This window comes from Streptococcus sp. ST16, from assembly GCF_046098135.1.
Lineage (GTDB): Bacteria > Bacillota > Bacilli > Lactobacillales > Streptococcaceae > Streptococcus.
Window position 1 is genome coordinate 26,376 of the sequence record NZ_JBJUSE010000016.1, and the last position, 13,077, is coordinate 39,452.

Genomic DNA, 13,077 nt, shown 5'->3' on the forward strand with positions numbered 1-13,077 from the left:
TAAGAAGGAAATTCTTCAAATCGCAGATTTCTTGCACCGCCTTTTCCATTTTGTGGTATAATGAAAAATGTTGACAAATAGTATAATAAAAACAAAGGAGAAACAGCATGCTGAAATGGGAAGACTTGCCCGTGGAAATGCAATCAAGCGAGGTTGAGTCTTACTACCAGCTTGTCTCTAAAAGGAAAGGTTCGCTGATTTTCAAGCGTTGTCTGGACTGGCTTCTGGCCTTGGTTTTACTGATTTTGACTTCCCCAATCTTTCTCATCTTGAGCATTTGGATCAAGTTGGATAGCAAGGGACCTGTCATTTACAAGCAAGAGCGCGTGACCCAGTACAATCGTCCATTCAAGATTTGGAAGTTCCGTACCATGGTAACGGATGCGGATAAAAAAGGAAGTCTGGTGACTTCAGCTAATGATAGTCGCATTACCAAAGTGGGAAATTTCATTCGCCGTGTGCGCTTGGACGAACTGCCTCAGCTGGTCAATGTCCTTAAAGGCGAGATGTCCTTTGTAGGCACAAGACCTGAGGTGCCACGTTACACCGAGCAGTATAGCCCTGAAATGATGGCGACCTTGCTCTTGCCAGCCGGAATCACCTCTCCAGCTAGTATCAACTACAAGAATGAGGACACCATCATCAGTCAAATGACGGAGAAAGGTTTGTCAGTTGATCAGGCCTATGTCGAACATGTCCTCCCTGAAAAGATGCGCTATAATCTCGCCTATCTCCGAGAATTTAGTTTCCTTGGAGACATCAAAATCATGTTTCAAACCGTGTTTGAGGTACTAAAATAAAGTAGTCATGAGAAAATGAGTACAGATAAAAGGAGCAAATCAATGCCAAATTACAATATTCCATTTTCACCACCTGATATTACCGAAGCTGAAATTGCTGAAGTAGCCGATACCCTACGTTCTGGTTGGATCACAACAGGTCCTAAGACAAAAGAACTGGAGCGTCGCTTGTCCCAATACACACAGACGCCTAAGACTGTCTGCCTCAACTCTGCGACAGCCGCTCTTGAGTTGATTTTGCGTGTTTTGGAAGTGGGACCTGGTGATGAAGTCATCGTTCCAGCTATGACTTATACAGCTTCATGTAGTGTCATCACTCACGTAGGAGCAACCCCTGTCATGGTGGATATCCAAGCAGATACGTTTGAGATGGACTATGACCTTCTTGAGCAAGCTATCACTGAGAAAACTAAGGTCATTATCCCAGTAGACCTTGCAGGGATTGTTTGTAACTATGACCGTTTGTTCCAAATTGTGGAGAAGAAACGCGATCTCTTTACTGCTTCAAGTAAGTGGCAAAAGGTCTTTAACCGTATTGTGCTTGTCTCTGATAGTGCCCATGCTTTGGGATCAACTTATAAAGGACACCCTGCTGGCTCTATCGCTGACTTTACTTCCTTCTCATTCCATGCCGTTAAAAACTTTACAACGGCAGAGGGAGGAAGTGCGACTTGGAAGGCCAATCCAGCGATTGACGACGAAGAAATGTACAAGGAATTCCAAATCCTTTCCCTTCATGGTCAGACTAAGGATGCTCTTGCTAAGATGCAATTGGGTTCATGGGAGTACGATATCGTAACACCAGCCTATAAGTGCAACATGACGGATATCATGGCTTCGATAGGTTTGGTACAATTGGATCGTTACCCTGGTTTGCTACAACGTCGTAAGGATATCGTGGATCGCTATGATCGTGGCTTTGCGGGTACTCGTATTCACCCACTGGCACACAAGACTGATACTGTCGAATCTTGTCGTCACCTCTACATCACCCATGTAGAAGGTGCTAGCCTAGAAGAGCGTAATCGTATTATCCAAGAATTGGCCAAAGCAGGAATTGCAAGTAATGTACACTACAAACCGCTTCCTCTCTTGACAGCCTATAAGAATCTTGGTTTTGATATGGCAGATTATCCAAGAGCCTATGCCTTCTTTGAAAATGAAATTACGCTCCCTCTTCATACAAAATTAAGTGATGATGAGGTTGATTATATCGTTCAGACTTTGGTGAGAATTTCCGAAGAAATACTCGGTTCAGGAAAAAAATCATAAAAAAATCTTGACAAAGATAGAACAATAACATATAATATTCTCAATAAATCAGAAAAGTAACTATATTCGATCTTCAGGGAGCCTGTGGTGATTGTGAACAGGTGGTTGGAAGTAGTGAAAGTGGGCTGATTTTAAAAATGAATTTGAAACAATGAAAATTCGGTGCGCACACCTTACAGTGCAACTTGTTGTTAGACAAGGCAGAGATGTAAAGGGGAATAGTCCCTTTATAATTGAGGTGGCACCGCGTTACCAATGCCCTCACACAGATTGTTTTCTGTGTGTGGGCTTTTTTCATATCTTTAAATCAATACTGAAAGAGGAAAAATTTATGACAACTAAAGGTTATTTTGGACAATTTGGTGGTAGTTTTGTACCGGAGCCGATTCAGGCTTTGTTGGATGAGTTGGAAGTGACATTTGACAAATACAAGGATGATCCAGAATTTTTGGCAGAATTTCGCCATTACTTGAAGGATTATTCAGGTCGTGAAACACCGCTTTATTTTGCGGAAAGTTTGACAGATCACCTGGGTGGGGCTAAGATTTATCTCAAGCGCGAAGACCTGAACCACCTTGGTTCTCACAAGCTCAACAACGTTTTAGGACAAATTCTTCTTGCTAAACGTATGGGCAAAAAACGTGTTATTGCGGAAACAGGAGCTGGTCAACACGGTGTTGCGACAGCAGCGGCTGCAGCCAAGTTTGGTATGGCCTGTGATGTCTACATGGGAGCAGAGGATGTGGAACGTCAACGTCTCAATGTCTTCCGTATGGAGATGATGGGAGCAACTGTTCATGCAGTTGAAACAGGGACTCGTACCCTCAAAGATGCGGTTGATGCAGCCTTTGGAGCATGGATGAATGATTTGGAAGCCTTCTATGTTTTGGGATCTGCTGTGGGACCTCACCCATATCCTACAATTGTCCACGAGTTCCAAAAAGTCATCAGTGAAGAATCTCGCCGTCAAATTTTGGAAAAAGAAGGCCGTTTACCAGACTACGTCATTGCCTGTGTAGGTGGTGGTTCAAATGCCATCGGTGCTTTTTCGCAGTATGTGGCTGATGAAGAAGTCAAATTGGTTGGGGTCGAAGCTGCCGGTCACGGACTTGACACAGACAAGCACGCAGCCACTATGACAAAAGGTAGTGTCGGAATTGTCGATGGTATGAAGACTTATGCAGTCTTTAAGGAAGATGGAGAGCTGGCGCCAGTTTACTCTATCTCAGCTGGTTTGGACTATCCAGGGGTTGGCCCAGAACACGCCTACTTCAAAGACTCGGGTCGCGTGGAATATGTAGCAGCAACAGACGAAGAAGCTGTTCAAGCCCTGCTCCTTCTCAGCAAGACAGAAGGAATTATCCCAGCGATTGAAAGTTCACACGCTATCGCAGAAGCAGTTAAACGTGCACCGAAACTAAGTAAAGAAGAGATTATCATTATCAATGTCTCAGGTCGTGGAGACAAGGACGTAGCTGCTATTGCAGACTACCTAGAAGCTAAAAAATAAGAGATGGAAAAATTACAGTCTTTTCTTTCCCAGAGAGCTTGTGGTTGCTGGAAACAAGCAGAGAAAGCTGTAAGGTTGGGTCCATCTGAAACGAGAGAAGAAAACATAATTCTCAAGGGAGTGCCCTTTATCGCACAGCCTGTTACAGGAAGGTTCTGAGACAGGAATGAGAGATAGGAGAAATCCTATAATTGAGGTGGCACCGCGAATTTCGTCCTCACGCAAGTTATTTTGCGTGGGGATTTTTCATACAATCGCCACGGACTAGAATTAGAACTGAAAGGAAAATTACAATGGAACGGATCATTCATGGAAATGTCTTATCACCAATCTTGGCTTATATGCGCCTAAAGGGGCAACACAAGGTTATTTTAGAGAGTATTCCGAGAGACAAGGAAACCGCTCGTTTTTCTATCCTAGCCTATAATCCAGTTTTTGAGATTCAGTTTGAAAATGGAGTTCTTTATCAAAATGGACAAGTGATTGACCTTGATCCCTTGGATTTCCTTTATGAAGTGACTCATAAGAGCCAGCACCATTCAGACCTCCCTTTTGGTGGGGGAGCTATTGGTTTTATTGGTTACGATATGATTTCTCTATATGAAGAAATTGGACAAATCCCTCAAGATACGATTGGGACGCCAGACATGCATTTCTTTGTCTTTGAGAGCTATATGGTCTTTGACCACAAGAAAGAAAAAATCCATGTTATCGAGGATGCTCTCTATAGCGAGCGCAGTCAAGAAGACTTGGAAAAAGCTTTGAACCGAGTGCTTGAGGAATTACGCATTCCTGCTCCAAATGAATTTGAAGACCTGGATCTATCTCCGCTGGACTTCAAACCCTATATCGCTCCTCAGAAGTTTGAGCAAATGGTAGAAACCACTCGTGGCTTGATTCGTAATGGTGATATGTTCCAGTGCGTGCTCAGCCAGCGTTTCTCAGCAGAAGTTACTGGAAATCCATTTGACTTCTACAGAAATCTCCGCGTGACCAATCCATCCAATTACCTCTATTTCTATGACTTTGGGGATTATCAAATCATCGGTGCCAGTCCTGAAAGTTTGGTTTCTGTCAAAAATGGCATCGTGACAACCAATCCGATTGCTGGTACACGACCAAGAGGAGCAACGGATGAAGAAGACAAGGCTTTGGCGACAGACCTGCTTTCTGATGAGAAGGAAACAGCAGAACATCGGATGTTAGTAGACTTGGGTCGTAACGATATTGGCCGCATCTCTGAAACGACCAGTGTCCAAGTTACCAAGTATATGGAAGTGGAGCTCTTCCGCTACGTCATGCATTTGACCAGTGTTGTGAAAGGGCGTTTGCTTCCCGAACTCACTGCCATGGATGCCTTGAAAGCAACACTTCCAGCTGGAACAGTTTCAGGAGCACCAAAGATTCGGGCCATGAGACGCATCTATGAACTGGAGACGGAAAAACGAAGCGTATACGCAGGAGCAATCGGCTACTTGTCTGCGACGGGTGATATGGATTTCGCTATCGCCATCCGAACCATGATTCTTAAAGATCAAACAGCCTATGTGCAGGCTGGGGCAGGGATTGTCTATGACTCTATTGCCCAAAACGAATACCAAGAAACCATTAACAAGGCTAAATCTATGACTAGAATTGGAGAACTAAGACCATGATTTTATTGATTGACAACTATGATTCTTTTACCTATAACTTGGCGCAGTACATTGGGAATTTTACAGAAGTGCAGGTCTTGAGAAATGATGATCCCAAGCTGTATGAAGAAGCTGAAAAAGCAGATGGTCTGGTCTTTTCTCCCGGTCCTGGTTGGCCGGTTGATGCTGGAAAGATGGAAGACATGATTCGTGACTTTGCAGGTAAGAAGCCGATTCTAGGGATTTGTTTGGGTCACCAAGCTATCGCAGAAGTCTTTGGCGGTAAACTAGGTTTGGCTCCCAAAGTCATGCATGGAAAACAGAGCCATATCAGCTTTGAAGCGCCATCTGTTCTCTATCAAGGTATTGAGGATAGTCGTTCAGTCATGCGTTATCACAGTATTTTGATTGAAGAAATGCCAGAAGGTTTTGAAGTGACAGCTCGTTCGACTGATGACCAAGCTATTATGGGAATTCAACACAAAAGCCTGCCGATTTATGGCTTCCAGTACCATCCAGAAAGTATCGGAACGCCAGATGGCTTGTCTTCTATTCGGAATTTTATCGAGAAGGTTGTAAAGTGAGGAAACTAGGATGAAAGAGATTATTGAGAAATTAGCAAAATTTGAAAATTTATCAGGTGTGGAAATGACGGATGTCATTGAGCGTATCGTAACTGGGCGTGTAACTGAAGCACAGATTGCTTCTCTCCTCTTGGCACTTAAGATGAAGGGGGAAACACCTGAAGAACGTACGGCCATTGCTCAAGTCATGAGAGGACATGCCCAACACATTCCAACTGAAATTCATGATGCTATGGACAACTGTGGTACAGGTGGGGACAAGTCCTTCAGTTTTAACATCTCTACGACGTCAGCCTTTGTCTTGGCTGGTGGCGGTGTTCATATGGCCAAACACGGTAACCGCTCGATTTCTTCTAAATCTGGTTCTGCAGATGTCCTTCAAGCCTTGGGTATCAACCTAGACCTCAAACCAGCTGAACTAGGTAAGGTCTTTGATAAAACTGGAATCGTCTTTCTCTTTGCCAAAAATATGCACCCAGCCATGAAATACATCATGCCAGCTCGTTTGGAATTGGGGATTCCAACTATCATGAACTTGACTGGTCCCTTGATTCACCCAATGGCCTTGGAAACACAGCTTCTTGGTATTAGTCGCCCAGAACTTCTAGAAAGTACAGCTCAGGTTTTGAAAAATATGGGGCGCAAACGTGCCATCGTGGTTGCTGGGCCAGAAGGACTGGATGAAGCCGGCTTGAATGGAACAACTAACATCGCTCTTCTTGAAAATAGCGAAATCACCTTATCAAGCTTTACCCCAGAGGATTTGGGGATGGAACGCTACGCTATCGAAGACATTCGAGGAGGAAACGCTCAGGAAAATGCAGAAATTTTGCTCAGCGTTCTCAAAAACCAACCAAGCCCATTCTTGGAAACTACAGTTTTAAATGCTAGTCTTGGTTTCTATGCTAATGGTAAGGTTGATAACATCAAGGAAGGAGTTGCCTTGGCCCGTCAAGTGATTGCTAGTGGCAAGGCACTTGAAAAACTCAGACTGTTACAGGAGTACCAAAAATGAGTCAGGAATTTTTAGCACAAATTTTAGAGCAGAAGGCGCATGAAGTCGAGCAGATGGAGCTGGAGGAAGTACAGCCCTTGCGCCAGACCTATCGCTTAGCTGACTATTTAAAACAACATCAAGACCGTTTACAGGTAATCGCTGAAGTCAAGAAGGCTAGCCCTAGTCTGGGAGATATCAATCTCGATGTGGATATTGTGCAACAGGCCCAGACTTATGAAGCGAATGGCGCAGTAATGATTTCGGTTTTGACAGATGAGGTTTTCTTTAAAGGGCACCTGGATTATCTGCGGGAGATTTCCAGTCAGGTACAGATTCCGATGCTCAACAAGGACTTTATCATCGATGAAAAGCAAATCATCCGTGCTCGCAATGCAGGTGCGACAGTCATCTTGCTCATTGTGGCTGCCTTGTCAGAAGAACGTCTCAAGGAACTTTACGACTACGCGACAGAGCTTGGTCTGGAAGTCTTGGTGGAAACCCACAATCTAGCTGAACTAGAAGTAGCCCACAGACTTGGTGCTCAGATTATCGGAGTTAATAACCGCAATTTGACCACCTTTGAGGTCGATTTGCAAACAAGTGTGGACTTAGCCCAGCACTTTAAGGAAGGCCCCTATTACATTTCTGAATCGGCAATTTTCACAGGCCAGGATGCGGAACGAGTAGCACCATACTTTAATGGAATTTTAGTAGGGACAGCTCTCATGCAGGCAGAAGATGTAGCCCAGAGAATCAAGGAGTTGCAGATTGACAAAGGTTAAAATTTGCGGATTATCGACCAAGGAAGCGGTGGAGATAGCTGTATCAGCAGGAGCAGACTACATCGGTTTTGTCTTTGCACCTAGTAAAAGACAGGTGACCTTGGATCAGGCTGCTGAGTTGGCAAAGCTCATTTCTTCAGACGTAAAAAAGGTCGGTGTATTTGTTTCGCCAAGTCGAGCTCAACTGCTGGAAGCGATTGACAAAGTTGGTTTGGACTTGATTCAAGTTCATGGTCAGGTAGCAGATGATTTGTTTGAGGATTTGCCTTGTGCTAGCATTCAGGCTGTGCAAGTGGATGGAGAGGGGCATGTACCCAATTCTCAGGCAGACTATCTACTCTTTGATGCCCCTGTGGCAGGGAGTGGTCAGACCTTTGACTGGGGACGATTGGATACGACAGGACTAGCTCAGCCCTTCTTTATCGCAGGTGGCCTTAAGGAAGACAATGTAGTAAAAGCAATTCAACACTTTACTCCCTATGCAGTAGATGTATCAAGCGGAGTGGAGACAGATGGACAAAAAGATCATGAAAAGATTAGAAGATTTATAGAGAGGGTAAAGCATGGTATATCAAGAACCAAATAAAGATGGGTTTTACGGGAAATTCGGTGGACGTTTTGTCCCAGAAACATTGATGACAGCAGTATTGGAATTAGAAGAGGCCTATCGTGAAAGTCAGGCAGACCCAAGTTTCCAAGAGGAATTAAACCAACTCTTGCGCCAGTACGTGGGACGTGAAACTCCCCTTTACTACGCAAAAAATTTGACCCAACATATCGGTGGAGCCAAGATTTATCTCAAACGGGAAGACCTTAATCATACAGGTGCCCACAAGATTAACAATGCCTTGGGACAAGTTCTTCTGGCTAAACGCATGAGTAAAAAGAAAATTATCGCAGAAACAGGTGCTGGTCAGCACGGTGTGGCAACTGCAACTGCTGCAGCCCTCTTTAACATGGAATGTACCATCTATATGGGTGAAGAGGATGTTAAACGCCAAGCCCTCAATGTGTTCCGTATGGAGCTTTTAGGAGCCAAGGTCGAGGCTGTAACAGATGGTTCGCGTGTGCTAAAAGATGCGGTCAATGCAGCCCTTCGTTCATGGGTGGCTAATATCGATGATACCCACTATATCCTAGGTTCTGCCTTGGGGCCTCATCCTTTCCCAGAAATCGTTCGTGACTTCCAAAGTGTTATCGGTCGAGAGGCTAAACAACAGTACCGCGATTTGACAGGACAAGATCTGCCAGATGCCCTAGTAGCCTGTGTTGGTGGTGGTTCAAATGCCATCGGTCTCTTCCATCCATTTGTGGAAGATGAGTCTGTAGCCATGTATGGAGCTGAAGCGGCTGGACTTGGTGTGGATACAGAGCACCACGCAGCTACCTTGACCAAGGGTCGTCCAGGTGTTCTTCACGGTTCCCTCATGGATGTGCTCCAAGATGCCCATGGTCAAATTCTTGAAGCCTTCTCTATCTCAGCAGGTTTGGACTATCCTGGTATCGGCCCAGAACATTCTCACTACCACGATATCAAACGTGCCAGCTATGTTCCTGTGACAGACGAAGAAGCCTTGGAAGGATTCCAACTCTTGTCTCGTGTGGAAGGGATTATCCCAGCCTTGGAATCTAGCCATGCTATCGCCTTTGCGGTGAAATTGGCCAAAGAACTGGGTGCAGACAAATCCATAATCGTCTGTCTATCAGGTCGTGGGGATAAGGATGTGGTTCAAGTCAAAGACCGCTTGGAAGCAGACGCAGTAAAGAAGGGAGAAGCTCATGCCTAAGACACTAACAGAAAAATTAAAGGCTATAAAAGAAGCTGGAAAGGGAATTTTCGTTTCCTATATCATGGCTGGAGACCACGAGAAAGGTTTGGATGGTCTCGGTGAAACGATCCACTTTTTAGAAGATTTGGGTGTCTCTGCTATTGAAGTGGGCATTCCCTTTTCAGACCCAGTTGCAGATGGACCTGTTATCGAAGAAGCCGGCTTGCGCAGTCTAGCTCATGGTACTTCTACCCAGGCTTTGGTTGAAATCTTGAAAACCATTCAAACAGAGGTGCCACTTGTTATCATGACCTACTTTAACCCTCTCTTTCAGTACGGTGTGGAGAACTTTGTCAAAGATTTGGCAGATACAGCGGTTAAGGGTTTGATTATTCCAGACCTGCCTCATGAACATGCCAACTTTGTGGAGCCCTTTTTAGCAGACACAGACATGGCCTTGATTCCCCTAGTTAGTTTGACGACAGGAATTGAGCGTCAGAAAGAATTGATTAAAGGGGCAGAAGGCTTCGTCTACGCTGTTGCTATCAATGGGGTGACAGGTAAGTCAGGAAATTACCGTGCAGACTTGGACAAGCACCTGGCGCAATTGCATCAAGTAGCTGACATCCCAGTCTTGACAGGTTTTGGTGTATCTAGTCAAGCCGATGTAGAACGTTTCAATGCGGTGTCAGATGGCGTTATCGTCGGTTCGAAAATTGTAAAAGCCCTCCATCAAGGAGAGCCGATTGAGGACTTTATCAAACAAGCAGTAGCTTACCAAAAATAATCAAACAAGTAGCAAGTAAGAGGAAAGGCACAAAAGGAAGTTTTTCCTTTTTCTTTTGCGAAAGAAAGGCTAAAATCCCTGTCGCAGAAGCAAACTGAATTAAAATCAGCATTTCGGTAAGATTAAAAACAAGAGCGCAAGAAGCCAGAAAGAGAAAATCCCCTGCGCCCATGCGGATATCGATAAAATGGGCCATGATTCCAAGAGTAAGAAAGAAGACCATAATCGGATTCCAACCACAGAAAACCATGAGGATTAGGTGGAAAGTCATCCAGACCAGTAAGGGATACTCCTGATGGCGAAAGTCATAGATACCCAAGGTTAAGCCAGCAGTGATGAGGATGACTTGACCCAAGGAAAGCCAACCCCAAGCCCAAGCTAGAAAGAGTAACCCCAAGCCCAATTCAAAAAGTGCATACCAGAATGGATAGCGAACCTTGCAGTAGCGACAGCGAAAGCGACCAACCACTTGAGAGATAATAGGAATCAAATCTAAGGGACACAAACGAGTCTGACAGGAATCGCAGTGACTAGATGGTCGAATAATGGATTGCTCTGGAAAACGGTCAATGACCAAACCGAGAAAGGAAGCGAGAATGCTCCCGACAAGAAAATAATAAAGATCAATCATACTTATCTATTCGTAAAAAATGGAAGAAGTAGTATAATGGAGAAACACAGATAAGATGGTGAGGAAAATATGACAATTCGTTTTGAAGAAAATGTGAGCACAGAAAACGCTCAACTCGTATGCCAATGGTCTAACTCCCTTGGCAAATCCTTTCAAGAACAATGGATGGGAACAATGATTCCTTTTCCCTTGACAAGTCAAGTCTTGCAAGATTTGGAAGGAATCTTTTCAATCTTTGATGGACAAGAGTTTGTGGGGCTTATCCAGAAAATCAGGCTAGAAGACAGGAATCTTCATATCGGGAGATTTTTTATCAACCCCCAGAAACAGGGGCAGGGCTTAGGTAGCCAGGCTTTAAGGAAATTTGTTAGTTTGGTCTTTGAAAATGAAGACATAGATACTATTTCTCTAAATGTCTACGAGGCAAATCAAACAGCTTACAATCTTTACCAAAAAGCAGGATTTGAAATCGTTCAAATGGTTGAAACACCTATACGAAAATACATCATGAAAAAGGGGAGATAGCAGATTGACTTTGTAGTAAAAACTCCTTTTTCGCTATGAAGAAGGCTATACTATTTTAAAGGTAGAAGGAATGGATCGTATGAAAAAAACAGATATTTTTAAAGACATTGTTTGGATTATGACACATGATTCATCTACAGTAAAAGATCGCAAAGGGTGCAACCCTCAGCCTTTTCTAGAAAAGATTACAGATGATATGACTGAGCAAGAATTTCTTTATCAAGTCAGGACTTATCTTGCTAGTTTTGGGATTATTGGGCATATTTCTTTCCATGATAAAAAATCAGGTCCGAAAGGTTTTCTTTTGAGGATAAATGAGCAGGAAATGTTTGTTGAGGAAGCAAACCAAGATACAGATCTCCAAGTGGGGGATCGAATCCTCAGTCTGGACGGGATGAGTTTGGAGCAAGTAGCTTTGCAACACCCAAATTACTTTATTAGTCTGACTCCAGAAAGACGATACCGAGAATGGGCAGATTTGCTACTGATGGCAGAGCAAGTGACCGTCTTGCGAGATGGGCAGGAGATGTCTATTACAGTTCGTGCTAGCCAGCAAGCTCAAAAAGCTCAGATTTTTTGGAAAGAGTTGGAGTCAGATATCCTCTATATACGCTTAGATAATTTTATGGATGAAGAAGCGATTAACCGTTTATACCAAGAGTGTTTGCAGAAGATTGCTGAGACAGAAACTCTTATTATAGATGTCCGTTACAACAATGGGGGCACGGATTCTTTGTATTTTCCGCTCTTACATCTTGGCTTGGAGGAAGGGAAAGGCCATGACACTCTGGATTTACAGGATGATGGAATGGAAATTCTCTATACAGAAGGAAATGTCGATCGACGCTTAAAAGACTTTGAAACATGGCTGCAACAAGAAAATATCAGTCCTGATACGGTGAAACTGCTTGAAGATTTTCGTAATAATTTACTCCAAAATCGAGGGAAAGGATATGTTCGGTATCAGGATGATCAGGACGAGCTTTTTCCAGGTGTTAAGGGTAGTCACTATCCAGAGCAGATTTTTGTTTTGTCGGATATTTATTGTGCATCATCAGGAGATAATTTTGTCAAGATGATGAAGGATTTTAAGAAAGTGACAGTTATCGGCCGTCCAACGCTTGGTATTTTAGACTACTCAAATTGTTGCAAGGTGGATTATGATGATTACTTTTTGATGTTCCCAACTTCTCGCTGGTTGGCTATAGATAAAGGCAAAGGGATGACGGACAAAGGTGTTCTTCCTGATATAGAAGTCCCTTGGACTCCTGCACATTTTGAACGAGATGTAGATCTAGATAAATGTCTGGAGTTGATTGAGATGAAGTGGAAATATTAGATTGTTTAAATAAAAGACTTAGTTCTGTATGAAATAGAGCTAAGTCTTTTGCTTTTGATCTGTTTGTAATTGAGTAAAATGATTGTATCACTGAGGGGTAAAAGAATTTTTTTACACATAAAATATATCTTGAGCATCCGTTGCTTGAGCATCCGTTGATGGAATAAAAGTAGGGAGGATACAAAAAAGCCTTGGTTATCAAGGCTTTTCCTGTTGATTTAGATGCCCCCTGCATGAATTTGTAAGAACTTTTTATATTGAGAGTAATCAAAAATGTTGAAATATAAGTGAATTTTAGAAGATATCTGAAACGTTGTTAAATATAATTTTTTTAAAATGGGGCAAAAGTGGGGCAAAAAACCATACAGATTTGTACTGACCCCAAAAAGTTAGACAAATAATTTAAGTGAAGGATTTAGTTCTGTATTGCACAGGACTAAGTCCTTT

At 43.3% G+C, this 13,077-nt stretch carries 13 protein-coding genes; 12 read left to right on the plus strand and 1 reads right to left on the minus strand.

The genetic code is table 11. From position 1 onward, the window contains the following. Positions 1–107: 107 nt before the first annotated feature. From ACIY14_RS08710 to trpA, 10 genes are all read left to right on the plus strand, one after another. Positions 108–800, plus strand: coding sequence for a sugar transferase (locus ACIY14_RS08710; RefSeq protein WP_409002285.1), 693 nt, complete (start codon positions 108–110; stop codon positions 798–800). A gap of 42 nt (positions 801–842) precedes the next feature. Beyond that, a complete protein-coding gene (locus ACIY14_RS08715; RefSeq protein WP_409002286.1) occupies positions 843–2,072 on the plus strand; it encodes a DegT/DnrJ/EryC1/StrS family aminotransferase in 1,230 nt (409 codons plus the stop codon). Between the two features lie 331 nt (positions 2,073–2,403). Then, positions 2,404–3,582: a tryptophan synthase subunit beta gene (trpB, locus tag ACIY14_RS08720; RefSeq protein ID WP_295588507.1), complete on the plus strand. Its 1,179-nt coding sequence runs from the start codon at positions 2,404–2,406 to the stop codon at positions 3,580–3,582. A gap of 293 nt (positions 3,583–3,875) precedes the next feature. After that, the gene (trpE, locus tag ACIY14_RS08725; protein ID WP_409002287.1) at positions 3,876–5,237 is read left to right on the plus strand and encodes an anthranilate synthase component I; all 1,362 of its coding nucleotides are present in this window, start codon (positions 3,876–3,878) and stop codon (positions 5,235–5,237) included. After that, on the plus strand, positions 5,234–5,800 hold the full coding sequence (locus tag ACIY14_RS08730; RefSeq protein WP_409002288.1) for an aminodeoxychorismate/anthranilate synthase component II: 567 nt from the start codon (positions 5,234–5,236) through the stop codon (positions 5,798–5,800). Before trpE ends, ACIY14_RS08730 begins: the two co-directional genes overlap by 4 nt. A 10-nt stretch (positions 5,801–5,810) precedes the next feature. Next, positions 5,811–6,815, plus strand: a complete 1,005-nt coding sequence (trpD, locus tag ACIY14_RS08735; RefSeq protein WP_409002289.1) for an anthranilate phosphoribosyltransferase — start codon at positions 5,811–5,813, stop codon at positions 6,813–6,815. Next, entirely contained in the window at positions 6,812–7,579 is a 768-nt protein-coding gene (gene trpC, locus ACIY14_RS08740; protein WP_409002290.1) for an indole-3-glycerol phosphate synthase TrpC, read from the plus strand. Before trpD ends, trpC begins: the two co-directional genes overlap by 4 nt. After that, entirely contained in the window at positions 7,566–8,165 is a 600-nt protein-coding gene (locus tag ACIY14_RS08745) for a phosphoribosylanthranilate isomerase (protein WP_409002291.1), read from the plus strand. The genes trpC and ACIY14_RS08745 overlap by 14 nt, the downstream gene beginning before the upstream one ends. Beyond that, the gene (gene trpB, locus ACIY14_RS08750; RefSeq protein ID WP_409002292.1) at positions 8,143–9,366 is read left to right on the plus strand and encodes a tryptophan synthase subunit beta; all 1,224 of its coding nucleotides are present in this window, start codon (positions 8,143–8,145) and stop codon (positions 9,364–9,366) included. Before ACIY14_RS08745 ends, trpB (ACIY14_RS08750) begins: the two co-directional genes overlap by 23 nt. Continuing rightward, a complete protein-coding gene (gene trpA, locus ACIY14_RS08755) occupies positions 9,359–10,135 on the plus strand; it encodes a tryptophan synthase subunit alpha (protein WP_409002293.1) in 777 nt (258 codons plus the stop codon). Before trpB (ACIY14_RS08750) ends, trpA begins: the two co-directional genes overlap by 8 nt. On the opposite strand, the gene ACIY14_RS08760 is transcribed toward trpA, so the two are convergent. Next, positions 10,107–10,766 (minus strand): prepilin peptidase, encoded by a 660-nt coding sequence (locus ACIY14_RS08760; RefSeq protein ID WP_409002294.1) that lies wholly within the window; start codon positions 10,764–10,766, stop codon positions 10,107–10,109. The two genes, trpA and ACIY14_RS08760, sit on opposite strands and share 29 nt — an antisense overlap. 69 nt (positions 10,767–10,835) lie before the next feature. Between ACIY14_RS08760 and ACIY14_RS08765 the strand changes: the two genes are divergently transcribed. Then, entirely contained in the window at positions 10,836–11,291 is a 456-nt protein-coding gene (locus tag ACIY14_RS08765; RefSeq protein WP_409002295.1) for a GNAT family N-acetyltransferase, read from the plus strand. Between the two features lie 79 nt (positions 11,292–11,370). Continuing rightward, entirely contained in the window at positions 11,371–12,630 is a 1,260-nt protein-coding gene (locus ACIY14_RS08770; protein WP_409002298.1) for a S41 family peptidase, read from the plus strand. Positions 12,631–13,077: the final 447 nt, after the last annotated feature.